Origin of the sequence: Roseomonas sp. KE2513 (genome assembly GCF_016107305.1) — a bacterium.
Lineage (GTDB): Bacteria > Pseudomonadota > Alphaproteobacteria > Acetobacterales > Acetobacteraceae > Roseomonas.
Window position 1 is genome coordinate 42,792 of record NZ_RCVR01000010.1, and the last position, 23,930, is coordinate 66,721.

General features: G+C 69.7%; 20 protein-coding genes and 1 pseudogene. 14 read left to right on the forward strand and 7 right to left on the reverse strand.

Annotated elements, in window-relative coordinates:
• Window positions 1–6: 6 nt before the first annotated feature.
• Both otnI and ltnD read right to left on the reverse strand, forming a co-directional pair.
• Window positions 7–786 carry a 2-oxo-tetronate isomerase gene (gene otnI / locus D9599_RS12125; RefSeq protein ID WP_198381500.1) on the reverse strand — a complete coding sequence of 260 codons (780 nt, stop codon included), beginning with the start codon at window positions 784–786 and terminating at the stop codon, window positions 7–9.
• Between the two features lie 105 nt (window positions 787–891).
• Window positions 892–1,800, reverse strand: coding sequence for an L-threonate dehydrogenase (ltnD, locus tag D9599_RS12130; RefSeq protein ID WP_198381501.1), 909 nt, complete (start codon window positions 1,798–1,800; stop codon window positions 892–894).
• Between the two features lie 255 nt (window positions 1,801–2,055).
• Here ltnD and D9599_RS12135 point away from each other — a divergent pair, with 255 nt between their 5' ends.
• The 4 genes from D9599_RS12135 to D9599_RS12150 are packed head-to-tail and all read left to right on the forward strand — an operon-like array spanning window position 2,056 to window position 6,367.
• Window positions 2,056–3,117, forward strand: coding sequence for an ABC transporter ATP-binding protein (locus D9599_RS12135; RefSeq protein ID WP_198381502.1), 1,062 nt, complete (start codon window positions 2,056–2,058; stop codon window positions 3,115–3,117).
• A 43-nt stretch (window positions 3,118–3,160) separates the two neighbouring features.
• Window positions 3,161–4,483, forward strand: a complete 1,323-nt coding sequence (locus D9599_RS12140; protein WP_198381503.1) for an ABC transporter substrate-binding protein — start codon at window positions 3,161–3,163, stop codon at window positions 4,481–4,483.
• Between the two features lie 59 nt (window positions 4,484–4,542).
• Window positions 4,543–5,502 carry a carbohydrate ABC transporter permease gene (locus D9599_RS12145; RefSeq protein ID WP_198381504.1) on the forward strand — a complete coding sequence of 320 codons (960 nt, stop codon included), beginning with the start codon at window positions 4,543–4,545 and terminating at the stop codon, window positions 5,500–5,502.
• Window positions 5,495–6,367, forward strand: coding sequence for a carbohydrate ABC transporter permease (locus D9599_RS12150; protein WP_043834946.1), 873 nt, complete (start codon window positions 5,495–5,497; stop codon window positions 6,365–6,367). The genes D9599_RS12145 and D9599_RS12150 overlap by 8 nt, the downstream gene beginning before the upstream one ends.
• Here the strand turns inward: D9599_RS12150 and D9599_RS12155 are convergent, their stop codons facing one another.
• Window positions 6,368–6,844 carry a septal ring lytic transglycosylase RlpA family protein gene (locus tag D9599_RS12155; RefSeq protein ID WP_198381506.1) on the reverse strand — a complete coding sequence of 159 codons (477 nt, stop codon included), beginning with the start codon at window positions 6,842–6,844 and terminating at the stop codon, window positions 6,368–6,370.
• A gap of 169 nt (window positions 6,845–7,013) precedes the next feature.
• Here D9599_RS12155 and D9599_RS12160 point away from each other — a divergent pair, with 169 nt between their 5' ends.
• Both D9599_RS12160 and D9599_RS12165 read left to right on the forward strand, forming a co-directional pair.
• Window positions 7,014–7,466, forward strand: a complete 453-nt coding sequence (locus D9599_RS12160; RefSeq protein ID WP_198381507.1) for an RlpA-like double-psi beta-barrel domain-containing protein — start codon at window positions 7,014–7,016, stop codon at window positions 7,464–7,466.
• A gap of 118 nt (window positions 7,467–7,584) precedes the next feature.
• On the forward strand, window positions 7,585–8,571 hold the full coding sequence (locus D9599_RS12165) for a hypothetical protein (protein WP_198381508.1): 987 nt from the start codon (window positions 7,585–7,587) through the stop codon (window positions 8,569–8,571).
• A 5-nt stretch (window positions 8,572–8,576) separates the two neighbouring features.
• Here D9599_RS12165 and D9599_RS12170 read toward each other — a convergent pair whose 3' ends face one another.
• Window positions 8,577–9,551 (reverse strand): tripartite tricarboxylate transporter substrate binding protein, encoded by a 975-nt coding sequence (locus tag D9599_RS12170; protein ID WP_198381509.1) that lies wholly within the window; start codon window positions 9,549–9,551, stop codon window positions 8,577–8,579.
• A gap of 74 nt (window positions 9,552–9,625) precedes the next feature.
• On the opposite strand from D9599_RS12170, the pseudogene D9599_RS32440 reads away from it, so the two are divergent.
• From D9599_RS32440 to pdxA, 6 genes and pseudogenes are all read left to right on the forward strand, one after another.
• Window positions 9,626–9,919: pseudogene (locus D9599_RS32440) on the forward strand (LysR substrate-binding domain-containing protein); the annotation flags it as partial.
• Window positions 9,920–10,029: 110 nt separating this feature from the next.
• Window positions 10,030–11,838 carry a thiamine pyrophosphate-binding protein gene (locus D9599_RS12180; protein ID WP_232480424.1) on the forward strand — a complete coding sequence of 603 codons (1,809 nt, stop codon included), beginning with the start codon at window positions 10,030–10,032 and terminating at the stop codon, window positions 11,836–11,838.
• A gap of 50 nt (window positions 11,839–11,888) precedes the next feature.
• The gene (locus D9599_RS12185) at window positions 11,889–12,902 is read left to right on the forward strand and encodes a tripartite tricarboxylate transporter substrate binding protein (RefSeq protein WP_198381510.1); all 1,014 of its coding nucleotides are present in this window, start codon (window positions 11,889–11,891) and stop codon (window positions 12,900–12,902) included.
• A gap of 118 nt (window positions 12,903–13,020) precedes the next feature.
• Window positions 13,021–14,007 carry a 2-keto-3-deoxygluconate permease gene (locus D9599_RS12190; protein WP_198381511.1) on the forward strand — a complete coding sequence of 329 codons (987 nt, stop codon included), beginning with the start codon at window positions 13,021–13,023 and terminating at the stop codon, window positions 14,005–14,007.
• The gene (locus D9599_RS12195; RefSeq protein ID WP_198381512.1) at window positions 14,004–15,257 is read left to right on the forward strand and encodes a four-carbon acid sugar kinase family protein; all 1,254 of its coding nucleotides are present in this window, start codon (window positions 14,004–14,006) and stop codon (window positions 15,255–15,257) included. Before D9599_RS12190 ends, D9599_RS12195 begins: the two co-directional genes overlap by 4 nt.
• On the forward strand, window positions 15,254–16,288 hold the full coding sequence (pdxA, locus tag D9599_RS12200) for a 4-hydroxythreonine-4-phosphate dehydrogenase PdxA (protein WP_198381513.1): 1,035 nt from the start codon (window positions 15,254–15,256) through the stop codon (window positions 16,286–16,288). The genes D9599_RS12195 and pdxA overlap by 4 nt, the downstream gene beginning before the upstream one ends.
• A gap of 177 nt (window positions 16,289–16,465) precedes the next feature.
• Here pdxA and D9599_RS12205 read toward each other — a convergent pair whose 3' ends face one another.
• From D9599_RS12205 to D9599_RS12215, 3 genes are all read right to left on the reverse strand, one after another.
• The gene (locus D9599_RS12205) at window positions 16,466–17,380 is read right to left on the reverse strand and encodes an iron-containing redox enzyme family protein (RefSeq protein WP_232480425.1); all 915 of its coding nucleotides are present in this window, start codon (window positions 17,378–17,380) and stop codon (window positions 16,466–16,468) included.
• 3 nt (window positions 17,381–17,383) lie between these two features.
• A complete protein-coding gene (locus tag D9599_RS12210) occupies window positions 17,384–18,337 on the reverse strand; it encodes a class I SAM-dependent methyltransferase (RefSeq protein WP_198381514.1) in 954 nt (317 codons plus the stop codon).
• A gap of 105 nt (window positions 18,338–18,442) precedes the next feature.
• A complete protein-coding gene (locus D9599_RS12215) occupies window positions 18,443–18,706 on the reverse strand; it encodes a hypothetical protein (RefSeq protein WP_198381515.1) in 264 nt (87 codons plus the stop codon).
• 189 nt (window positions 18,707–18,895) lie between these two features.
• On the opposite strand from D9599_RS12215, the gene D9599_RS12220 reads away from it, so the two are divergent.
• Both D9599_RS12220 and D9599_RS12225 read left to right on the forward strand, forming a co-directional pair.
• Window positions 18,896–19,303, forward strand: a complete 408-nt coding sequence (locus tag D9599_RS12220; RefSeq protein ID WP_198381516.1) for a cupin domain-containing protein — start codon at window positions 18,896–18,898, stop codon at window positions 19,301–19,303.
• A 267-nt stretch (window positions 19,304–19,570) separates the two neighbouring features.
• Window positions 19,571–23,491 carry a PAS domain S-box protein gene (locus D9599_RS12225; RefSeq protein ID WP_198381517.1) on the forward strand — a complete coding sequence of 1,307 codons (3,921 nt, stop codon included), beginning with the start codon at window positions 19,571–19,573 and terminating at the stop codon, window positions 23,489–23,491.
• The last annotated feature ends 439 nt before the right edge of the window (window positions 23,492–23,930 follow it).

The window sequence follows — 23,930 nt, forward strand, 5'->3', positions numbered from 1 at the left end:
CCGGCCTCAACGCGCCTTGTAGGGGGCAAACCAGCCGAGCCCGGCCGTCGTCTCACCCCGCGGATTGTACTCGCAGCCGATCCAGCCCTTGTAGCCCACGCGGTCCAGCACGCCAAAGAGGTGCGGGAAGTTCAGCTCCCCCTCGTCCGGCTCGTGGCGGTCGGGCACGGAGGCGACCTGCACATGCGCGAAGCGCCCGGCCAGCTTCTCGATCAGCTTGCTCAGATCACCATCCATGATCTGGGCGTGATAAAGGTCGAACTGCAGCGAGACATTAGGTCGCCCCACGCGCTCGATCAGCGCGATCCCGTCCATCTGGTGATTGACGAAGTAGCCGGGCATGTTGCGCGTGTTGATCGGCTCCACCACAAGCGTGACGCCCTCCGCCGCCGCGGCATCGGCCGCGAAGCGGAAGTTCTCGATGAAGGTCGCCTCGCAGGCCGCACGGTCACGATCGCCCGTGATACCGGACATGCAGTGCAGCAGTGGGCAACCGAGCGCCTTCGCGTAGCGCAGCGCCACCGGCACCGTCTCCCGGAACTCCGCCTCACGCCCGGGAATGGCGGCCATGCCGCGCTCGCCCCCCGCCCAGTCCCCCGGCGGCATGTTGAACAGCACCTGCGACAGCCCGGCCGCCCGCAGCCTCTCCGCCACCGCCTCCGGCGCGTGCTCGTAGGGAAAGAGGAACTCTACCGCCTCGAAGCCCGCAGCGGCCGCCGCGGCGAAGCGGTCGAGGAAGGGCAGCTCCGTGAACATCATCGAGAGATTGGCGGCAAAACGCGGCATGTTCCTGCTCCTTCTCCGGCTCGGCCGGCCCTGTCCTGCGCCCCGATCGAGAGGCCCGCTTCAAACTACCCCAGTTTGCCGCGGGCGGAACCTGAGGCACGACGCTCAGGCATCCCGGTCTCCGGGCAGCTTGATGCCGGCAAAGGTCCTGATCACCGCCGCATCGGATTCCCGCCCGTGGCCCGCGTTGCTCGCATTGGCGAACATCCCGTAGGCCGTGCTTGCCAGGGGCAGGGGGAAGTTCAGCGCCAGCGCCGTCTCCGTCACCAGCCGCAGGTCCTTCACGAAGATGTCCACGGCGGAATGGGGCGTGTAGTCGCCTTCCACCACCTGCTTCATGCGGTTCTCGAACATCCAGCTGTTCCCCGCGGCGTGGGTCACCACCTCGTACATCGTGTCGAGCGGGATGCCGGCGCGCGCGGCCAGCGCCATCGCCTCCGCCCCCGCCGCGATGTGAACGCCAGCCAGCAGCTGGTGCACGATCTTCACGGTGGCGCCGAGCCCGATCTCCGCCCCGACCTCGTAGACCTTGCCCGCCACCGCATCGAGCACCGGCCGCAGCCGGTCGAAGGCGGCGCGCGGCCCGGCGGCCATCACCGTCATCTCCCCCGCCGCCGCCTTCGCCGCCCCGCCCGAGACGGGCGCGTCGAGCACCAGCAGCCCCATCGCCTCCAGCCGCGCGGCGATCTCCCGCGAATCGGCGGCCGAGATGGTGGCGGAGACCATCACCCCCGTTCCCGGCCGAAGTCGCGCGGCCAACCCACCCGGCTCGAACAGCACCGCCCGGCACTGTGCGGCATTCACGACCAACAGCAGCACCCCGTCCAACTCGCCCGCGAAGGCTGCGGCATCGTTCCCGCTGGCCTCCGCCCCTGCCTCCCGCAGCGACGCGCAGGTGGCGGGGTTCACGTCCAGGCCATAGGTCGCCAGCCCGGCAGCAATGCAGGAGCGGGCCGCACCCATGCCCATGGAACCGAGTCCGACCACGCAGACCCTGTACCGGTTGCCGTTCATGGGGACGTCCTCGGCTGATCTTGCATTTGTGAAACATAAACGACCGGCGCAGCGCAGCGGAACGCCCGGTCCGGAGCCGCCGGCAATACAGCCCGCTCCGCCCCGGCCCGCAAGCCATCGCGCAAGGGGTGCCCGCCGGGATCACTGTTGCATTGCCTCGCGCGCCCTGCGTAGGCTTGGGTCAACAAAGCTGGAGGATTGTCCCAATGGTAAACCTGGGGCCGCGCGCCCGCCACATGTCCTAGCGGACCGCTGATGGCTTCGGTCGAGATACGCGGCGTCCGCAAGAACTTCGGCGCCACACCCATTCTGCACGGCGTGGACCTGAACATCGCGGACGGCGAGTTCTGCGTTCTGGTCGGTCCTTCAGGCTGCGGCAAATCCACCCTGCTGCGGATGATCGCGGGCCTCGAGAACATCAGCGGCGGCGAGATCGTCATCGGCGGCCGCGTGGTAAACAACGTCCCGCCGAAGGACCGGGACATCGCCATGGTGTTCCAGAACTACGCCCTCTATCCGCATATGACAGTGCGGGAGAACATGGCCTTCTCGCTGCGCCTGGCGAAGGCGCCGAAGGAGGTGATGGAAGCCGAGACGGCCCGCGCCAGCCGCATCCTTGGGCTCGACCCCCTGCTGGACCGTTACCCGCGCCAGCTCTCGGGCGGCCAGCGCCAGCGCGTGGCCATGGGCCGCGCGATCGTGCGCCACCCGCAGGTCTTCCTCTTCGACGAGCCGCTCTCCAACCTCGACGCGAAGCTGCGGGTGCAGATGCGTGGCGAGATTAAGGACCTGCACCAGCGGCTCCGCACCACCACCGTCTACGTCACCCATGACCAGATCGAGGCCATGACCATGGCCGACAAGATCGTGGTGATGCAGGGCGGCCGCGTGGAGCAGATCGGCACGCCGCTCGAGCTATACGACCGCCCCGCCAATCTTTTTGTAGCCGGCTTCATCGGCAGCCCTGCCATGAACTTCCTCCCCGGTCAGATCAGCGACGGCGGCTTCCGCCCTGATGGTATCGACGGCGCGACCAGCCTTCCCCTTCCCGCCCGCGCCGAGGCGGGCCAGCCCGTCGTCTATGGCATCCGCCCGGAGCACCTCCGTCTCGACGAGAACGGCATCCCCGTCATCGTCCAGCTCGTGGAGCCGACGGGGTCGGAAACCATGGTCACCGCACGGCTCGGCGATTCGACGCTTGTCGGCGCCTTCCGCGAGCGTGTCACGGCGCGCGTCGGCGACACGCTCCGCATCATGCCGGATCCCGGGCTCGCGCACCTGTTCAACAAGGGGACCGGCACGCGCCTCGGCGCCTGATCGCTTCCGCCACCAAGAAGAAAAGAGAGGGAGAAACCTAAGGATGAACCGGATCACCCGCCGCGGCACGCTGGCGCTCGGCGCCGGCGCCATGGCCGCCACCACCTTCGGCGCCCGCGCCGCCGTGCCGGTCAAGGACGCGACAGCGCCGCGGCAGCCGCTAGAGAACGGCGCCACCCTTCGCGTCCTGCGCCCGACGAAGTTCGTCGACGCGGACGAGACGATCTTCCGCGAGAACACCGCCAAGTTCACCGCCCAGACCGGCGTGCAGGTGCGCGTAGACTTCGCGGGCTGGGAGGATCTCCGCCCGCAGACCGCGGTTGCCGCCAATACCGGCGCCGGCCCCGACGTGGTGGTCGGCTGGGCCGACGATCCGCATATCTACGCCGACAAGCTGCTCGACCTGACGGAGCTCGCCGGCTATCTCGGCCAGAAATACGGCGGCTGGCTCGCGCTGCCCCAGCGCTTCGGCAAGAAGTGGGGCACGGAGCAATGGATCTCCCTCCCTATGGGTGGCACCGGCGCACCTTGCGTCTACCGCATCTCCTGGGCGAAGGAGGCGGGCTACGACAGCATCCCCACCGACCACGAGGGCTTTCTCAAGCTCTGCCAGAACATGAAGCGGAACGGGCATCCCGCCGGCTTCGCGCTGGGCAACGCCGTGGGCGACGGCAACGCCTATTGCAACTGGCTCCTTTGGTCGCATGGCGGCATGGTGGTGGACGAGGCCGGGAAGGTCGCGATCAACAGCCCGCAGACCATCGCGGCCCTTCGCTACGCGAAGGAACTCTACCAGACCTTTATTCCCGGCACGCTCTCCTGGGGCGACGTGAACAACAACCGCGCCTATGCGGCCGGTGAGATCGGCGTCACCCAGAACGGCGTGTCGATGTACTTCTCGCTCAAGAACGACCCGCGCACGGCCGCCATTGCCGAGGACACGGGCATGATGCGCATGCCCACCGGCCCCGCCGGCAAGATGGCGGAGAACGTGCTGCTGCTGAACGCCATGGTGTTCAAGCACAGCCGTTACCCGAACGCCGCGAAGGAATACCTCCGCTTCATGATGGAGCAGGAGCAGTACGACCCCTGGCTCATCGGCTGCGGCGGCTACTGGTCCCACCCGCTTGCCGCCTATGCCGAGAGCGAGGTTTGGAAGAGCGATCCCAAACTCGCCGTCTACCGCGACACCAACACGGTGGAGTTCTGGTCGGGCTACAAGGGCCCGATCGGCGTCGCCTCCGGCTCGGTCGCGGCCGACTACGTGGTGGTGCAGATGTTCGCCGCCGCCTCCTCCGGCCAGTCCACTCCCGAGGAAGCGGTGCGCGAGGCCGAGCGCCGCACCCGCCGCTACTACCGCTCCTAATCGGGCAGGAGCGCCGCGGGCCCGCCCGCGGCGCCACCCGATTCCACAAGGAGGCCCTCATGGCCGACACAACCGCCGCGGTGCCCTGGAACCCGAGGCGCTCCGCGCCCGGGGCCCTCGCCCGCCTCCTCGACAACAAGGCCTTCCTTGTCTTCCTCTGCCTGCTGCCGGCGGTGGGCCTGCTGCTCGTCTTCCTCACCTACCCGCTCGGCCTCGGCATCTGGCTTGCCTTCACCGACACCCATATCGGCCGCGGCGGCGAATTCGTTGGCCTGGAGAACTTCGAGTCCCTCTGGTACGATCAGGTTTTCTGGAACGCCGTCTTCTACACGGTTTTTTACACGCTGGTCGCAACCGTCCTAAAGTTTGGCCTCGGCCTCTGGCTCGCCCTGCTGCTGAACGAGAACGTGCCCTTCAAGTCGCTCATCCGCGCCATCATCCTGATGCCCTGGATCGTGCCGACGGTCCTCTCGGCTATCGCCTTCTGGTGGATGTTCGACGCGCAGTTCTCGATCATCTCCTACGTGCTGGTGGACGTGCTGGGCTGGCGCGACAGCTACATCGACTTTCTCGGCACGCCCTGGCACGCGCGCTGGTCGCTTGTCTTCGCCAATGTCTGGCGCGGCATCCCCTTTGTCGCGATCTCCCTCCTGGCGGGGCTGCAGACCATCTCGCCCTCGCTCTACGAGGCCGCGCTACTGGACGGTGCCTCCTCCTGGCAGCGCTTCACGAAGATTACGGCGCCCTTGCTGATGCCTATCCTCTCGGTGGTGCTCACCTTCTCCGTGCTCTTCACCTTCACGGACTTCCAGCTCGTCTATGCCATTACCCGCGGCGGGCCGATCAACTCCACCCACCTCATGGCCACGCTGGCCTTCCAGCGCGGCATTCCCGGCGGCCAGCTCGGCGAGGGGGCGGCCATCGCGGTCTCCATGATCCCCTTCCTCGTCCTGGCGACGCTGTTCAGCTACTTCGCCCTCTCCCGGCGCAAGTGGCAGCAAGGAGGCAATGATGAGTAACTCCACGGAGGAGGGCGCGATCCTCTCCTGGCAGTCGGCCCCGCGCCGGCTGGTCACGCTCTACCTGCCCCTGGCCCTCTTCGTGTTCATCCTCCTGTTCCCCTTCTACTGGATGACGATCACGACCTTCAAACCGAACGCGGAGCTCTACGACTACAAGAACTTCAACCCTTTCTGGGTGGTCCATCCCACCCTCGCGAACATCAACAAGCTCCTGTTCGAGACCTCCTATCCGCGCTGGCTGATGACCACGATGCTGGTCGCCATCTGCTCAACCGTGCTCGCGATCTTCGCCTCGGTGCTGGCGGCCTATGCCATCCAGCGGCTACGCTTCCGGGGTGCCAACGCGGTGGGGCTCGCGATCTACATCGCCTACCTCGTGCCGCCCTCGATCCTCTTTATTCCGCTCGCGACGATGGTCTTCCAGCTCGGCCTTTTCGACAGCCCACTGGCGCTCATCCTCACCTACCCGACCTTCCTGATCCCTTTTTGCACCTGGCTGCTCATCGGCTACTTCAAGTCCATTCCCTACGAACTGGAGGAGTGCGCGCTCATCGACGGCGCGTCACGGCTGCAGATCCTCCGGCGGATCACGCTGCCCCTGGCGGTGCCTGGCCTGATCAGCGCCGGCATCTTCTCCTTCACCCTCTCCTGGAACGAGTTCATCTACGCACTTGCCTTCATCTCTTCCTCGGAGAAGAAGACCGTGCCCGTCGCCATCCTGACGGAGCTCGTGCAGGGCGATGTCTACCAGTGGGGCTCGCTCATGGCAGGCTCCCTGCTCGGCTCGTTGCCGGTCGCGATCTTCTACTCGTTCTTCGTGGACTACTACGTCTCCTCGCTCACCGGCGCGGTGAAGGAGTAGCTAGCCTCCGCGAGAGCCCGCGCCCTGTCGAATGGTGCCGTCGCGCTGCGGCACCTCCACCGGCGAGATCTCCACTGGCGCGACCCCATCCTCCAGCATGCCCAGCTGCTGCGCGGTGCGCGGGCTCACATCGAGGATGCGGCCGCGGACGTAGGGTCCGCGGTCCTCTACCTCCACTGTGGCAGTGCGCCCCGTCTCAAGATTTTTCACCCGAGCCGTCGTGCCCAGCGGCAGGGTCCGGCTCGCGGCGGAGTTGGAGTTGACGGAGAAGCGCTCCCCATTCGCCATCCGCCGCCCGTTCAACCCCCGGTGGTAATGCGACGCCCGACCCCGCTGCACACGGCCAGATGTGTCGTCGCCCGGCCTTGCGCGCTGCTCCTGGGCCCTGGGTTTTGCCGCTTCGGCCGGCGCCGTCGCGGAGAGGGACGCCGCCGAGACGGCCGCCGCGAATGCCAGCAGGGCGAATGCCTTGCCCATGTAGAGCCTCCTGTCCCGATGCTTCGGATGCGGCGCGGTGTCCCGCGCGCAGGCGGTGGAAACGCCCCCTCTCTCGGATGGATGCCCCATCGCCCTGATCCTTCCGCTCCCCGTCCAACCGCCTCCGGTGCCCGGCGTTGATCCAGCAGTAGAAGCCAGGTGAACCGATTTGCGCGCCCTGCTCGTCCTCGCCGCACTCCTTGGCGGCCCTGCCCTCGCCCAGCCCGTCGCGCCGGACGCCTCGGGCGGCGCACGGCGCGGCCAGGCCTCGGTCTTCGCCCCCGCGCTCGCCGGCCGCCGGATGGCCGATGGCGGCACGGTGGAACTGAACTCCGACAGCGCGGCGAGCGACGCGCTCCCCCTCGGCAGCACGGCCCGTGTACGCAATCTCCGAAACGGCCGCATCGCGATCGTGCGTGTCCGCGATCGCCTGCCCACGTCGGGGCGGCGCATCATCAGCGTCAGCCCGAAGGTCGCTCAATTCCTTGGCATGCCCGTCAACGGCGTCGCGCAGGTTGAGGTCGCGCCGCTCGCCGTGCCGCAGCGCGACGGCAGCATCAAACTCGGCGCGGGCACCGGCCTCGCAGGCCGCCGCGCTCGCATCGTCGAGCCACCGCGCTGACGCAGCACGATTGACCGCATACTGAAAGAGCGCGACCCTCCCGCTGCAATTGACGCATGGCCGCCCCCTTTACGGAGGGCAGCGCCGCGCGCGTCATCGGCAGCGCTCGGAGCACCTCATGCCCAACATCCCGATCACCCTCGCCCTCTCCGAGTACGACCACGTCCGCGACGTGCTCGACGGCACTGTTCCCGTTCCCGGCGCCGACCTCACCGTGCTCCGCATGCCCGTGGAGGAGATCTTCTACCGCTTCACCTTCCACCGGGAGTGGGACGTGTCGGAGATGTCCTTCGCGAAGGTCATCTCCCTCATGTCCCAGGGCGATGACACGCTTGTTGCCATCCCGGTCTTCGTCTCCCGCATGTTCCGCCACTCCTCCTTTTACGTGCGTTCGGACAGCGAACTCACCGATCCTTCCCAGCTCGCGGGCAAGCGCATCGGCGTGCCGGAATGGGCGCAGACCGCCGCCATCTACTCCCGCGGCATCATCGCCCACCGCTATGGCGTGGATCTCTCCAGCATTGATTGGTTCCAGGCCGGCGTGAACGATCCTGGCCGCGTGGAGAAGGTGAAGCTCGACCTCCGCGGCGGGTTGAGGCTCACCCCCGTGAAGGACCGCTCGCTGTCCCAGATGCTGCTCGACGGCGACCTCGACGTCGTTCTCTCAGCCCGTCCACCCGCGCCTTTCCTGGAGAACCGAGGCATCCGCCGCCTCTTCGCTGACTACCGCTCCGAGGAGGAGCGCTTCCTGCGCGACACCGGGATCTTCCCCATCATGCACGTCGTCGTCATCCGTCGGGAGGTCTACGACCGGCACCGCTGGCTCGCGCTCAACCTGATGAAGGCGCTGGAGACGGCACGCGACCGCTCCCTCACGCGCATGTCCGACATCACCCTTTCCTACTTTCCCGTTCCCTGGATTGCGGAGCGAGCGCGCGCGGCGCGGGAGATGATCGGCGGCGACGGCTGGCCCTATGGCGTGGAGGACAACCGCGCGACGCTCGATGCCTTCACCACCTGGGCCTATGAGCAGGGCGTCTGCCACCGCAAGCTTGACCCTGCCGAGATCTTTGCGCCGGAGACGCGAAGCCGGTTCAAGGTATGAGGTGACTACTCGGGCTTGATCCCGATCTCCCGCACAAGGGCGCCGTACTTCTCCGTATCGTGGCGGATGAGTTCGGCGAAGCCCTCGGGCGTGGTGATCAGCGGTTCCAGCCCGCCCGCCGCTTCCAGCCGCCCCTTCACCGCCGGCTCGGCCAGGGAGGCGTTGATCTCCTCCCTCAGCTTCGCGATCACTGGCGCCGGCGTCCCGGCAGGCGCGAAGACGCCGAGCCAGATCAGCACCTCGTAGCTCGGGAAAAACTCTCCGATCCTCGGCAGGTCAGGAAAAGCTGGCGACCGCTTCGGCCCTGTCACCGCGATCGCGCGCAGCCGCCCCTGCTGGATGAGCGGCGCGGAGGAGGTGCCCGAGAAGACGGCCGCTGTGTCCCCGGCAACGGTCGCCGTCACAGCCGGCGTGCCCCCACGGAAGGGCACGTGCAGCATGTCGATCCCGGCCCGCCGCATCAGCATCTCCATCGCCAACTGGTGCTGGCTGCCCGACCCGCCGGAGGCATAGGCGAGCGGCGGGTCGCTTCGCCGCGCGAGGGCGATGAATTCCTCGAAGTTCCGCACCGGCAGGGAAGGATTGACCGAGAGCACGAACTGGTTCGCCGCCACGCTCGCGACCGGGATGAGGTCGGTCGAGACGTTGAAGGGCGCGCGCTCGTAGATCGCGGGATTCACTGCGATCACGGTGTCCTGCGCGAAGAGCAGCGTGTATCCGTCGGGACGCGAGCGCACCGCAGCTTCCGTCGCGATCTGCCCGTTCGAGCCCGCGCGGTTCTCGATCACCACCGGTTGCCCCAGTCGCTCCCCCAGCCGCTGTGCGAGGATTCGCGCCGCCACGTCCGGTGCGCCGCCGGGCGGAATGGTGACAAGCATGCGGAGCGGCCGATCTGGATAAGGCGCCTGCGCCTGCGCCTGCGCCTGCGCCATGCCGAAACCAAGCGCGGCCGGGGCCGCAAGCAGGCTGCGTCGTCTCATGGTCCCGAACCTTTCCACCCCTGTTCTTGGCCACGAGGCTAAGCGCTCTCTGGAGCGGCGGCTACGGCCCCGTGATGTGCCGCAATGTCACTGACGCTCGATCCGGGCCTCGTCGATCGCCGCACCCCAGCGCGCATCCTCTCGCCGGCGAGCCCTTCATCCTCCGTCGCCGCACCGACGGACCCGGCATCTACGACGCCATACTCGGCGGATTGCAGCGCACAGGATTTATGCCGTGCGTGGTGGACGAAGCCTCTCGCATCAGCACCGCCATCAATCTCGTCGCGGCGGGGCGCGGTCTTACCATCGTCCCCGCCTCGATGCGCGTGCTGCACCGCGACATCGTCGCCTACCGTCCGTTCGCCTCCGGCGCGCTGCCGCGCTGGCCGTGGCCGGAGAGGGCTAGCCCGGGCGCCCCCCTGTTCATCCCTCGGCGTTCCGCCATAGGCTGCGGCAGGACGAAGCGGGAGGAAACAGCATGCCGCGCGATGACCTGGAGACCGGCGGCGCGAAATCCCGCGCCGAGGCGATGGACCGGCCCGTGCCCGCCACTCCCGCCGACAACCGCGCCTGGGGCAGCGACGCCATCGCAGACGTGCTGCGCGCCCTCGACATCCCCTTCATCGCGCTCAATCCTGGGGCCAGCTACCGCGGCCTGCACGACAGCCTCGTCAACCGCCTTGGCAACACCGCGCCGCAGATGCTCGTCTGCCTGCACGAGGAGCACGCGGTCGCCCTCGCGCAGGGCTACTACAAGGCCTCCGGCCGGCCCATCGCAGCCGCCCTGCACAGCAATGTCGGCCTCATGCACGGCACCATGGCCATCTATAACGCCTGGTGCGACCGGGTGCCCGTGCTCGTCCTCGGCGCCACGGGCCCAGTGGACGCCGCCCGCCGTCGCCCGTGGATCGACTGGATCCACACCGCCCAGGACCAGGGCGCGCTGATCCGCCACTACACGAAGTGGGACGCCCAGCCCGCCTCGATCCCCGCCGCGCGCGAGGCCCTGCTGCGCGCCCATCAGATCATGAACAGCGCGCCGCGCGGCCCGGTCTACGTGAACCTCGACGCGGCCATCCAGGAACAGGCGCTGGACTCGCTTCCTGCCCCGCCCGACGTCTCACGCTACGCCGCCCCCGCGCCCGCGGCTCCCGACCCTGGGCTGCTCGCCCGCGCCGTCACCCTCCTTTCCGGCGCCACGAACCCGCTCATCCTCATGGGGCGCACCGGCCGGACCACCGAGGCCTGGGAGCAGCGCGTGAGGCTCGCCGAGGCCCTCAGCGCGAGGGTCGCGACCGACCTCAAGCTTCCCGCCACCTTCCCCACCGACCACCCGCTGCACGCGGCTGCGCCCGGCACCTTCGCGGCCCCTGCCCTGCAGTCGGCGATGCGAGAGGCCGACGTGATCCTCGCCCTCGACTGGATCGACCTCGGCGGCACCCTCCGCGCGGCCGGCGCCGAGGAAGCCGGTCCCCGTATCATCCAGGTCTCGCCCGACCAGCGCCTGCACAATGGCTGGAGCTTCGATCACGGCGGCCTGCCCCCCGCCGACCTCAACTTCGACAACGAGCCGGACGTGGTCGTCGCCGCCCTTCTCGCCTCCCTGCCGGCGAAGCCGACCGCAGCGCCGAGGCCCGCCGCCGTCGCCGCCCCGGCGGCGCAGGGTGGCACCCTCACCATTCCTGGCCTTGCCGCCTCCCTTCGCCGCAACACCGAGGGGCGCAAAATCACCCTCATCCGCATTCCCCTCGGCTGGGACGGCGGGCTCTGGCACTTCAACCACCCGCTCGATTACCTCGGCCAGGACGGCGGCGGTGGCATCGGTAGCGGGCCCGGCATGTCCGTGGGCGCGGCGCTCGCGCTCCGTGAATCCGGCCGCCTGCCCGTCGCGGTGCTCGGCGACGGCGACACGATGATGGGCCTCTCCGCACTCTGGACCGCCGCCCATTACCGCGTGCCGCTCCTCGTCATCGTCTCCAACAACCGCTCCTTCTTCAACGATGAGGTCCACCAAGAGCGCGTCGCGAAGGAGCGCGGCCGGCCCGTCGAGAACAAGTGGGTGGGACAGGCGATCTCCGACCCCGACCCCGATTTCGCGAAGCTGGCGGAGAGCCTTGGTCTTCTCGGCGTCGGTCCGGTGGAGGACGAGGCCGCGCTCGACGCTGCCATCGCCCGCGCCGTCGCCCATGTGGAGGCCGGCGGCACGGCCCTCGTCGATGCCCGCGTGGCGCCCGGCTACGCCCCCGCCATGGCCTCCGCCCTCACGCGCGAGCCGCGGCGGGACTGACCACGGACCAAGGCCGCCGCCAGAGCGGCCCGGAAGGAAGGAGGAGGCGAATGCCCGAACAGGACTACACGCGCCCCGGCCGCGCCGCGGCGCTCACCCGCCGCGCGGCGCTGCTGCTCGCCGCCCCCGCCCTGCTGCGGCGGCGTGCCCTCGCCCAGGGGGGCACGCCCTGGCCATCGGACAAGCCGGTCCGCCTCATCGTCACCCTCGCCCCCGGCGGCACGGCCGACTTCCTCGCCCGCAGCCTTTCCCAGCGGCTCCAGGAGGTGACGGGCAACAGCTTCGTCGTCGAGAACCGCACGGGCGGCAGCGGGGCGGTCGGCTGGCAGGCCGCCGCCCGCGCGGCACCCGACGCGACCACCCTTCTCGTGATCGACAACTCCCTGCCCATCGCCGCCGCCGCAGGCCGCGACATCGGCTTCAACTTCGCCCGCGACCTCGAGCCGGTCCGGCTCCTCGCGCAATACGCCCCGATCGTGGTGGTGAACCCGAGCCTGCCCGCCGCCGACCTTCCGGCCTTCGTCGAATACGCCAAGGCCCGCCCCGGTCAGCTCTTTTATGGCAGCAACGGCATCGGCAGCGTGACGCACCTGCAGACCGAACTGTTGCAGGCCGCCACCGGCATGCGCCTCAACCACGTCAGCTACCGCGGCATGGCCCAGGCCGCGACCGACCTCGTGGGAGGCCAGGTCCAGCTCTTCCTACCGGTCTTCCCCACGGTTGCCGGCCAGCTCCGCGGCGGCGCCCTGAAGCCGCTGGCGGTCGGCACCGAGGGCCCGCGCGTGCCCGCCCTGCCGAACGTGCCCAGCGCGCGCGAGCAGGGCATCGACTTCGCCGAGCAGACCTGGTTCGGCCTAATGGCCCCGCGCGGCATCCCGCCGGAGGCGATGGCCGCTATGGGGGCCGCTCTGGCGAGCGCCTGCGCGGGCGAGGCCTTCCGCCGCCGCCTGGAGGAGGGCGGCGCGACCGTGCCCGAGAACCCGCCCGCCTTTGGCGAGACCGTGACGCGGGAGGTCGCCCTCTGGACGCGCGTCTTGCGCGAGCGAAACATCGTGCTCGAATAGCCCCTCGCCGGAAGGGCGGGTATTCGGCGTTTTCGTTCCATTAGCTGGAAGCATCCCCCTCTCCCGTGCGTTGTGCCGGCAGTTTCCCCTCCCACGAGGGGGCTGCCGGAGAATGTCCATGCAAGTTCCTATCAAGCGCGCCATCGAACGGGTGCCCGGCGGTATGATGGTCGTGCCCCTCGCCGTCGGGGCTCTGATCGCCACCTTCCTCCCGGATACCCCGAAGTTCTTCGGCTCCTTCACCGGCGCCCTCTTCTCGGGGGCGCTGACTATCCTCGCGGTCTTCTATGTCTGCATGGGGGCCAGCATCGACTTCAAGGCGACGCCATACATCCTGAAGAAGGGCGGCACGCTCTTCGGCACGAAGGTGGGCATCGCCATCATCCTGGGCGTTATCTTCGGCCAGATCCTGGGCGAGGCCCCGGTGGAGGCCGGCATCTTCGCAGGCCTCTCTACCCTGGCCATCGTCGCCTCAATGAACGACACCAATGGCGGCCTCTACATGGCGCTGATGGGACAGTACGGCGAACCCCGCGACGTCGGCGCCTATACCGTGATGACGCTCGAATCCGGGCCCTTCCTCACGATGGTCACCCTGGGCGTCGCCGGCCTTTCGGCCTTCCCCTGGCCCACCCTGGTCGGCTCCATCCTGCCGCTGATCGTCGGCATGATTCTCGGCAACCTCGACCGTGACATGCGCGACTTCCTCAGCCGCGCCATCCCCGTGATGATCCCCTTCTTCGCCTTCGCCCTCGGCAGCGGGCTGGATCTGGCGAAGGTTTGGCAGGCAGGTCTGCTCGGCCTCGGCCTCGGGGTGGCCGTGGTGGTCGTCACCGGCATCCCCCTCTTCCTGGCCGACCGCGCCATCGGCGGCTCTGGCGTGGCCGGGGTAGCGGCCGCTTCCACTGCTGGCAACGCGGCGGCAGTCCCGGCCATTGTGGCGGCGGCCAACCCGGTCTACGCACCGGCAGCCGCCCACGCGACGATCCTCGTGGCCGCGGCGGTCATCGTCACGACGGTGCTCGTGCCGCTGCTCACCGCCTGGACGGCCCGCCGCTTTGGACCCACCCCGCAGCCCGTCCAAGGACCGGTTCCTGCCGAATGACCACACGCTGGCTGATCCTGGCCGATGACCTGACGGGCGCCGCCGACTGCGCCATTGCCTTCGCCCGGCGCGGCCTCTCGGCTTCCGTCGGCTGGCAGGGCGTGGAAGGAAACCTGGACGGCGAGGTGCTGGCCATTGATGCGGACAGCCGCCGGTTGTCGCCGGGCGCGGCCGGCGATCGCCATGCCGCCCTTCTCCGTGCCCGGCACCGGCCGGGCACGGGGCTGATCAAGAAGATCGACTCCACCCTGCGCGGCCAGCCCGCGGCGGAACTTGCCGCCACCTGCGCCGTCCTGCGGAAGGCCGGGCAGCCCGCGCTGGCGATCCTCGCCCCTGCCTTCCCCGCCACCGGCCGCACCACCGAAGCCGGCCGCGTGCATCTAAACGGCGCGCCTCTGGAAAGTACTGCCCTCTGGGCACGCGACCACTCCTACCCCAGTGCCGTGCTGACCGAGGTCCTCCAATCCGCCGGCCTTTCCGCGCGGCTGCTGCCGCTGGACCTCGTCCGCACCGGTGAGGCGGCCCTGGCCGAAGCCCTGCGCGCCGCCCTGGTGGAAGGGCTCGATGCCGTCGTCTGCGATGCCGCGGCCCCGGGCGACCTCGAGGCGCTCGCCCGCGCCAGCCTGCCACTGGCCGGGGAGGTTTTCTGGGTCGGCTCGGGCGGCATCGCCGCGGCCCTGGCGGCCGCCCTTCCCGGCAGCGAGACGGCCGCCGCCCCCGCCCTGTCGCCCCTGCCCGGCGGCGTCCTCATCGTCGTTGGCAGCATCGCCGAGGCTTCCCGCATCGCCGCCCGCCTGGTGGTGGAGGACGGGGCCGCCGAGTTCCCGGTGCCGCCCGACCTGCTCCGCGCCGGCCCCGCCGATCCTCGCTGGGCTCCGCTCTCGGCCGGCATCGCGCGGGCGCTGGCCGAGGGCCGCGACACGCTGGTCGAGATCGCGGAGGACCCGAAGGCCGACCTCTCGCAGGGCGCCGCCCTGGCCGAGGCCCTGGCAAACCTCCTCGCCCCTGCCGCCAGCCGCATGGGCGCCCTCTTCGCCACGGGCGGCGAGACGGCCTGCGCCCTGCTAGGCCATCTCGGCGTCCATGGCATTCGCCTGCTGGACGAAGTGGAGCCCGGCGTCCCGCTCGGCCTCACCCAGGGGGCACTCGAAATCCCCGTCATGACGAAGGCCGGCGCCTTCGGCGATGGCGGAACCATCCTGCGCAGCCTCGCCCGGCTGCGCGAACTCACGCGGGAGAGCGCGATATGACCGAGGATACCCGCCCCATCGTTGCCATCACCATGGGCGACGCCTCCGGCATCGGGCCGGAAATCATCATGAAAGCGCTCGCCCGCGGGGACGTGCAGGCCATGTGCCGCCCCCTGGTCGTCGGCGACGCCACGCGCCTGCGCGAGGCCGACGCGATCACGAAGACGGGCCTGACGGTGAATGCCATTCAGTCCCCGTCCGAGGCGCGCTACGCCCCTGGCACCGTGGAGTGCATCGACCTCGGCATCATCCCGCCCGGCCATCCCTTCGGCCAGCTCTCTCCCCTCTCGGGCGAGGGGGCCTACCGCTACATCGAGCGCGCGACGCGCCTCGTGGAGGCGGGGGAAGCCGACGCCATCTGCACCGCGCCCCTCTCCAAGGAGGCGCTGCACGCCGCCGGCCATAAGTACCCGGGCCATACGGAGCTTCTGGCCCATCTGACCGGCACGCCCGAGGTCTCGATGATGCTGGTCGCGCCGAAGCTGCGCGTGATCCACGTCACCACCCATATCGGCCTCCTCGACGCCATCCGGAAGATCGAGCCTGGCTTGGTCGAGCGGGTGATTGCCCGCGGGCACGCCACCCTCGTGAAGTCCGGCATGGCCGATCCGCGGATCGGGGTCTGCGCCATCAACCCCCATGCCGGGGAGAACGGCCTGTTCGGCCAGGGCGAGGAGGAGGAGAAGATCATCCCCGCCATCAAGGCCTGTCAGGCGAAGGGATGGCGCGTGGAAGGCCCGTTGCCGGCCGATACCCTCTTCTTCCGCGCCGCCCGCGGCGATTTCGATCTCGTGGTGGCCATGTACCACGACCAGGGCCACGGGCCGGTAAAGGTGATGGGGCTGGAATCGGGTGTGAACATCACGGTCGGCCTGCCGGTGATCCGCACTTCCGTCGATCACGGCACCGCTTTCGACATTGCGGGCAAGGGCATCGCGGACGAGGGATCGCTCGTGGAGGCCTTGAAGCAGGCCGTGGATCTCGCGCCACGGCGCACCGAACGAAGCGAAATCGAAACGATGTCAAGCTGAGAAATTAATTAGCGGCGTTAACGAAGATCACGCTTGCGTGATACGCGCGATGGTTGCATACTCCTTCTCACAGCAGCTTGGCCTGCCAAGCCGCTGCTTTCTTGGACGTTTCCTCCTATAAACTCAGGCGGTGCCCCCGGGCACCGCCTTCTTTTTTGCCCACTTGATCGATGGTGGTCAGTTTACCCGTCCGGTTGAACCGAGGCCCAACTCCCGCCGGTAGCGCTCGAAGCAGGCCGCCCCACATTCCAGCCGCATCAGCGCTCCCTCTGCGATGGCTGGCGCCAGGGATGGGTCTGCCGCGACCAGCGGGTGGATCGCCTCCTTGTTCCAGGCCGCGGAGTGCTTCACGTCCAGCACCGCGTGCAGGTCGAAATAGTGCCGGTCGCCCGAGGGCACCCCCAACCGCTTCAGCCCCCGCGCCACCATCGCCGCCCTTCCTGGCGCCGTCTGCTCGATCACGCCCAGCGCGCCCACGGACTGGTAGGTGTAGCGTCGGTTGGCCGCCAACCCAGCCATGACATTCGCCAGAGCAAGCGATTCCCAAACCGTCGTCTCCAGGCGCGGATTGAGGCCGAGGCGGCGTGCCAGGGTCTCAAGCAGAGGCCCGTGCATTCCTTTGGGATTCCCCCGCCCCATCTCGTCCCAGTAGTTCCGCGCGATCTCGAGCTTCGGGCGGACCGGCAGGCGCACCTGGGTGATCGCCGCAAGGTCCTCGAAGCCGGCCTCACCGGCCACCTCCTGCGTCAGGAACCAGCAGAACTCCTCCCGCGTCGCCGTCTCGGCCAGCCAGGGGAAGAGGGGGTCGCCCTGGCCGGGGCCGTTATGCTCCAGCGCCTCGAACCAGGCGACAAAGCCGTCGGCGTCCCGCGGCGCCTCCGCGGCACGCGCCGCCACCGCGGCCCGACGCTCCTCCAGGAACTCGCCCTCCTCCTGCAGCCACTCGGCCGCGCGGGCGATGTCGCCCCGCCAGTCATGCTTCGGCAGCGCCGGCCGGAAGCGCTCCTCGTTGAAGGCAGCGAGGCTGCGCTGCAGGCGGTCCTCCCGCGCGAACGCCGCCGTCTCACCCATGTTGTAGCCGCCTTCTGGCATGCGTTACTTCCTCCTGTTCACCGTGAGGACCACGGCGGCGATCCGGTCAGCCTCGCGATAAGCCTCGGACTCCAGCTCCTCGCCGAAGACATCCGGGTCCATCTCGCGGTAGCTCCACTCGACCCCGCGCCCGGCAAGTCGCGCCGCCACGTCGGAACGGAAGGGGTCCGCCCCGTTCACGACAGCGGCACCGCTGTACAGAACGAGCGTTCCATTCTCTGAAAGACGCTCCAACGCGGCGTCGAGGATTGCGAGCGACAACCCGGCACCGAGGTCGCCGCCGCCGTGCCGGTAGGCGCGCCTTGCCGGATCGACGAGGTAAGGCGGGTTCGAGACGATAAGGTCGAAACGCCCCTCCACCCCTGTCAGCAGGTTGCTGTTCACCGCCCGCGCCCTCGTGGCGCCCGCAAGGAGGGCGTTCACGCGGGCCATGCGCAGCGCCGCATCGTTGATGTCGACCATCGCGACCTCGGCCCCGGGATGCGCCCGCGCGACCACGATCCCGCCCGGCCCGGCGCCGCAGCCGATATCCACCGCACGCCGCACCGGGCCCGGGCGCCGCTCCATCTCGGCCGCGATCGCATTCGCGAAGCGATAGGTGTCGGGCCCGAAGAACACCGCCTCCGCCCCCGTCGTCGGATAGGCGGAGTGCAGGAAGAGCATCCCGTCCAGTGACGACACCCGCACGAGGCTACGACAGAGCGCGCCCTCCCGAACCAGCACCCCACCTTCCTCCATCAGCCCGAGCAGTTCGGACGGAAGCAGCCCTGGCTTGAAGGGTCGGCTCCAGCCGAAGACGTCCCGGAGGCTGCGCGCCTCCTCGTTCCCCGGTCGGCCGTTCACCCGCGCATGGGTAAGAGGCGTGGCGGTGATGAAGTGGTACTCGCGCTCCCTGAGCGCCTCGACCAGGCGTCGGAGTGCCACGTCCGATGCAGGAAGGATGGTGGGGTCGGACATGGGGGCATTACGCGGGGCACCCCAAACGGTTGCGGTCGCCGGAACGGGGCAGCCGTCCCCTCGCCCGCGCGCCGGCCTGCGCGGGCTACACCTCGCGCCGCACTGTCACTTCGGCACGCAGGAGAAGTCGGCCACCGCCGTGCCCGAGTTCCAGATCGAGGACATCTGCCCCTCCCCCAGTTGCAGCTCGGCACGCTGGCCCCGTTCGGCGCAGAAGGATCGCGCCCTCGCCGCTACGGCGCCCTGCCCCCGCGGCTGCGAGATCCGCGTCGCCTGGGTTGCCCGGTACTGGTTCGGCCCGAGGGTTGTCACCTCTGGCGACGAGCAGCCGGCCAGCAGAACCGCCGCAAACAGGATCCTGCGCCGCATTCAGCCCTCCCGGTCCTACGAACGCCGAGCGTCCGTCGGCGAATCCCTCGGATGACCATAGACCGGCCATCACCGCCCAGGAACCGCGCCGCCCACGACACGGCTTCACGGGCTTATGCGCGTCCTGCCCAGTGACCATCGCCGGCCACGGGGACCATCTGCCTCGCGGCCGAACAAAGGAGAGAGCCCTTGGAGATCATGCGCGTCGGGTCCCGCCCTTCAGCGAAAGGCCTTGGGGACTGGTTCACCGGCACCGTAAGGGTGGACCCCCTCTTCGATGCGCCGGATCCGGCGCGTGCCGCCGCTGCCCATGTCACCTTCGAGCCTGGCGCGCGCACGGCTTGGCACACGCACCCCCTCGGCCAGATGCTCTTCGTGACCTCCGGCCTCGGCCGCGTGCAGCGGGAGGGCGGGCCGGTCGAGGAGATCCGGCCGGGAGACGTCGTCTGGTTTCCGCCAGGCGAGAAGCATTGGCACGGCGCCGGCCCAACCACGGCCATGAGCCATATCGCCGTTCAGGAGAAGCTCGACGGCTCTCCCGTGACCTGGATGGAAAAGGTTTCCGACGCGGACTACCTCGCTCAACCCGTGACTTGAGCAAGGCGGAGGTGCGTGGACCGACTCGGGTTCCCGCGCCTCGTCCTGCCGCCATCCTCGGCAGGTCCAACTCGACTGCTGACCCCCCCTCAGCAGCCGACAGTCGGGTGACGCGTAGAAAAGCGCGTCAAAGTGAGCCCTCGCCGCCTCCGCAAAGCACGCAGCAGAACACGTCGTCTTTCCAAGTTGCATCAACGATGGCGCACGTTCGTGTAAGTCTGGTAAAAAAATTGAGACTGCAACCTTCGGCGGAAGGCGGCCTCAGAAATGGTCACAAAACTCAGGAAGCTCCCCAGGACCGCGCCGAATATCCTTGCGGCGGCCCGTAGCGCCCCTCGCCGCCCGCCAACCCTTCGCCACCGCCTCCTGGTCTTCGCCATCGCGGCCGCCCTGCCGCTCCTCCTTCTCGCGGGCGGCGCCGTCTGGCAGCAGAACCGGGCCGAGCGGCTGCGCGCCGAGGAAGCGCTGGTCGCTCGGGCCCATGCCATGGCGCTGTTGCTCGATCGCGAGTTTGCCGTGGCCGAACAAATGCTTCGCAGCCTCTCGGGCTCGCCCGCGCTGGCGCGCGGCGACTTCTCAACCTTCTGGTCCGAGATGCGCGGCGCGACGATGGCGACCGGGGCCAAGGCGGTGAACCTTGTCGGCTCGGACGGTCGGATTCGGCTCAGCACCAGCTGGATGCCCGGGGAGCGCCCGGGCGTGATGTCCACCGGGCCGGCCGGAGAGGCATTGGCAACCGGCCGCACCGTGGTCAGCAATCTCTTCGTCAGCCCAAGCGTCGGCGGATGGGCGGTCGCCGTGGCCGTGCCCGTCATGGCGCCGGATGCCGCGGGAGAGCAGGGAAGGCAGGTTCTCGGCCTCGTCCTTCCGCGTGAGCGCCTGCTCTCGACGCTCACCGACCAACGCTTGCCGCCCGAGGCGGTGGCCGCCGCGCTGGACCGGGAGCTGACCATCGTGGCGCGCACCGCGCGCGACCACCAGACGGTGGCGAGCAAGCCGCCTGCCGAGGTGCTGGCCGCCATCACGGCCCAGGCAGGGGTCATCCCACCCTATGCTGCGCTCGAGGGCGGCCTCGTGCACGGGGCCTATGCCCTAGCTCCGCAATCCGGCTTCCGGGTGAAGGTGAGCGTGCCCGAGGCGGCCTTCGAGGCGCCGCTTCGCCGAGCCCTGCTGCCGACCCTCCTGATCGGCTCCGGCCTCATCCTGGCCACGCTCGTGTTCAGCATCCTCTTCGCTGACCGTCTGGCGCGCTCACTCCGGCGCCTCGGCGAGCCCGGTGGGCGGGGTACGCCTGGCGGGCACCTCGTCCGCGAGATCGACGAGCTCAGCCAGGTTCTGGCCCGCCGTGCCGAGGAGCGCGAGCGGGTTGCCGCCCGGCTGCGCGCGCTGTTCGACGCGAGCCCCGTCGGCGTCTTGCGTTCCGATGCCGGCGGACGCGTCTCCGACGCCAACGACGCCTTCCTGCGCATTGTCGGCATGACGCGGGAGGACCTCGCGGCGGGGCGCGTGCGCTGGGACGACCTGACCCCGCCCGAATGGATCGGGCGCGACGAGGACGCGATCTCCCAGGCCGCCCGGAGCGGTTCCTGCGCTCCCTACGAGAAGGAGTTCGTCCGCCCGGATGGCACCCGCGTCCCGGTGCTCATGTTCTTCGCATTTCACGACCGCGACGTGGGCGCCGCCTCGGCCTTCGTCGTGAACCTCTCGGGCCGCGCGGCAACCGAGGCGGCCCTGCTGCGCCTGCACGAGCGGATGCGCCTCGCGATCGGCGCCGCGGGGATGTTCTTCTGGGACTGGAACATCGTCACCGGCGAGGTCGAGTGGTCGGAAGGTCTGGAAGAGCTTTGTGGGCTGCGCCCGGGCGGCTTCGGCCGCAGCGCCGACGCCTTCATGGCCATGATAGACCCCGAGGACCGCCCCCGGGTGCAGGCGGCGCTGTCGCGCGCCCTCTCGGACGATGCGCCCTATGACGTCGAGTTCCGCATGCGCCGCGGGGATGGCCGCGAGCGCTGGGTGCTGGCGCGCGGCACGGTGCACCGCGACGGCACGGGCAGGCCGACCCGCATGGTCGGCATCGACCTCGACATCACCGGCCGCAAGGCCACCGAGGCGGCCCTGGCCGAGAGCGAGGCCCGCGCCCGGCATGCGCTCGAGGAGATCGGCGCCGTCTATGCCACTGCCCCGGTCGGCCTTGGCCTGATCGGGCGCGACCATCGCTTCCTCAACATCAACGCCGCCCTCGCCGGCATGAACGGCCTCCCGCGCGAGAAGCAGATCGGCCGCCCCGTCGCTGAGGTGGTGCCGGAGCTCTGGGCGGAGATCGAGCCGGTCTGCCGGGCCGTCCTGGAGCGCGGCGAGGCGGTGGTGGAGCGCCCCATCTCCGGCCGGACCGCCGCGGCGGAGAAAGCGGGGCACTGGCTGGCCTCCTTCCACCCCGTGCACGACGGGTCGGGCGCGGTCTGGGGCATCAGTCTCGTGGTCAGGTCGGTGCCGCCGCCGGCCCCTCGGGCGTCCGCCGACGAGGCCTGGCTGCGCGACCTTCTGGCGACGCTCGACCTCGGCGCCTTCATGGCCCGCGACCTCGACGGCAAGATCCGCTTCTGGTCCAGCGGCTGCGAGCGGCTCTATGGCTGGACCGCCGGGGAGGCTATTGGGAAGGTCTCGCACAGCCTGCTCCGCACCGCCTTTCCGATGCCGCTCGCCGAGATCGAGGCCTCGTTGGAGAGGACGGGCGAGTGGCACGGCGACCTGCGGCACCGCACGCGCGACGGGCGTGAGGTGGTCGCGGCTGCCCAGAAGGTCCTGCGCCGGCGGCCGGACGGCACCGCCTTTGTGCTCGAGCTGCTGGTGGACGTCACCGCTCAGCGCACGGCGGAATCCGAGCTCGCCCGTGCCAACACGGAGCTGGAGCGGAGCGTGGCCGAGCGCACGCGCGCCCTGAAGGAGGCCGCCGAGGAACTCATCGCGGAGATGCGGCGGCGCGAAGTCGCCCAGGCGGCCCTGTTGCAGGCGCAGAAGCTGGAGGTGCTCGGCCAGCTGACCGGCAGCGTTGCGCACGACTTCAACAACGTCCTCGCCGCCGTCATGGGCAGCCTCCAGCTGATTGCCCGGCGAGCGGGGGGCAACCAGCAGATCCTCAATCTCGCCCGCGGCGGCGAGCAGGCGGCGGAGCGTGCCGCGGCCCTCATCCGCCAGCTCATGGCCTTCGCCCGGCGCGAGGAGCCGACGCCGGTGGTTATCTCCCCGGCCAAGGTGCTGGAGGACGTGGACCAGATGCTGCGGCGCTCCGTGGGCATGGGCGTCACCCTCGCACTGCGGGCGGCGCCAGACGCCTGGCCCGTCCTGGCAGATCCGCACCGCCTGGAGGTGGCGCTGCTGAACCTCGCGGTGAACGCGCGCGACGCCATGCAGGGCGCCGGCACCCTGCGCGTCGAGGTGCGCAACTCCCCCGTCGGCATGGGGCGGCCCGAGGGTCTCTACGCCGAGGCCGCCTACGTTGTCTTCTCCGTACGCGACAGCGGGCCGGGGATGTCGGCGGAGGTGCTGGCCCGTGCGACGGAGCCCTTCTTCACAACCAAGCCGCTAGGCAAGGGCACTGGCCTCGGCTTGGCAACGGTGCAGAGCTTTGCCCAGCAATCCGGCGGCGTGCTGCGCTTGCTGAGCACCCCCGGGCAGGGCGCCACGGCGGAGCTCTGGCTGCCGCGCGCCGCGCGCGGGGTGCCGCTCGACGTCGAGCCGAGGGCCGAGCCCGACCCGGCGCTGCACGGCGGCGCCACCCTGCTGGTGGTGGACGACGAGGACCAGGTGCGCCTCGTCGTTGCCACCCAGTTGCGCGACCTCGGTTACGAGGTGATCGAGGCGGATGGCCTCGCCTCGGCCATGGTGCAGGCCCTGGCGGCCGCGCAGCTCGATCTCGTCATCACGGACGTCACCATGCCCGGCGGGCGCGGGCCGGAACTCGCCCAGCGCCTGCGCGCCGCCCGGCCCGGTGTTCCCGTCCTCTTCGTTAGCGGCTACGGCGATCCGGGCACGCCGGGCAGCGAGATCGTGCTCGCCAAGCCCTTCACCCCCGGGGAGCTCGCACGGCACGTCCTCTCGGCCCTCGGTCGCCTGCCCGCGCCCGCTGCTCCTGCGGCTCAGCCGGCCGGAGCTGCGCAACCTCCATGCCGCCTGGCACCGCCTGAGTGACACGGCTGGCGCCGGCACCCTTTCAAGGCCGGCCGCGCTGGACATCGGCCACTGCGCCGGGGCGGCGAACGCCTTCACGGTGGCAGTCGAACCGGCCAAGGACGGCGGCGGGCTGCGGGACGCGTGGCTAAGGATCAAGGAAGGCAGCGGGCGTGGCCGTAAGGGGAGTGTCCCCAGGAGGGCCAGCTTGCCGGGTCCGCCTCCGGACCCGCCCGCCTTATGTTGCAGGAACGACTCAGCACGTCGTCGGGTTGCCGAACTCGCCCCCTTCGGCGCTGAGCCCTGCCTTCAACCCATGTCACCCACGGACCCGAGAAGAGGGCCGATGCCTGCCCTCCCCCCGCGAAGGCCGGCCGCCCTTCCGGACGGGTCCCGCTCCCTGGCAGGCCACACTCACGCCGCTTGCTTCGAGGCCTTGCCCGTGCACAGGCTTCCTCAT

Bases quoted from the DNA above. Each gene is read 5' to 3' on its own strand.
- D9599_RS12210 (WP_198381514.1), bottom strand. From the start codon at position 18,337: ATGTCCGACCCCACCATCCTTCCTGCATCGGACGTGGCACTCCGACGC.
- D9599_RS12140 (WP_198381503.1), top strand. From the start codon at position 3,161: ATGAACCGGATCACCCGCCGCGGCACGCTGGCGCTCGGCGCCGGCGCC.
- D9599_RS12180 (WP_232480424.1), top strand. From the start codon at position 10,030: ATGCCGCGCGATGACCTGGAGACCGGCGGCGCGAAATCCCGCGCCGAG.
- D9599_RS12215 (WP_198381515.1), bottom strand. From the start codon at position 18,706: ATGCGGCGCAGGATCCTGTTTGCGGCGGTTCTGCTGGCCGGCTGCTCG.
- D9599_RS12135 (WP_198381502.1), top strand. From the start codon at position 2,056: ATGGCTTCGGTCGAGATACGCGGCGTCCGCAAGAACTTCGGCGCCACA.
- ltnD (WP_198381501.1), bottom strand. From the start codon at position 1,800: ATGAACGGCAACCGGTACAGGGTCTGCGTGGTCGGACTCGGTTCCATG.
- D9599_RS12195 (WP_198381512.1), top strand. From the start codon at position 14,004: ATGACCACACGCTGGCTGATCCTGGCCGATGACCTGACGGGCGCCGCC.
- D9599_RS12165 (WP_198381508.1), top strand. From the start codon at position 7,585: ATGCCCAACATCCCGATCACCCTCGCCCTCTCCGAGTACGACCACGTC.
- D9599_RS12155 (WP_198381506.1), bottom strand. From the start codon at position 6,844: ATGGGCAAGGCATTCGCCCTGCTGGCATTCGCGGCGGCCGTCTCGGCG.
- D9599_RS12225 (WP_198381517.1), top strand. From the start codon at position 19,571: ATGGTCACAAAACTCAGGAAGCTCCCCAGGACCGCGCCGAATATCCTT.
- otnI (WP_198381500.1), bottom strand. From the start codon at position 786: ATGCCGCGTTTTGCCGCCAATCTCTCGATGATGTTCACGGAGCTGCCC.
- pdxA (WP_198381513.1), top strand. From the start codon at position 15,254: ATGACCGAGGATACCCGCCCCATCGTTGCCATCACCATGGGCGACGCC.
- D9599_RS12190 (WP_198381511.1), top strand. From the start codon at position 13,021: ATGCAAGTTCCTATCAAGCGCGCCATCGAACGGGTGCCCGGCGGTATG.
- D9599_RS12185 (WP_198381510.1), top strand. From the start codon at position 11,889: ATGCCCGAACAGGACTACACGCGCCCCGGCCGCGCCGCGGCGCTCACC.
- D9599_RS12170 (WP_198381509.1), bottom strand. From the start codon at position 9,551: ATGAGACGACGCAGCCTGCTTGCGGCCCCGGCCGCGCTTGGTTTCGGC.
- D9599_RS12150 (WP_043834946.1), top strand. From the start codon at position 5,495: ATGAGTAACTCCACGGAGGAGGGCGCGATCCTCTCCTGGCAGTCGGCC.
- D9599_RS12205 (WP_232480425.1), bottom strand. From the start codon at position 17,380: ATGCCAGAAGGCGGCTACAACATGGGTGAGACGGCGGCGTTCGCGCGG.
- D9599_RS12145 (WP_198381504.1), top strand. From the start codon at position 4,543: ATGGCCGACACAACCGCCGCGGTGCCCTGGAACCCGAGGCGCTCCGCG.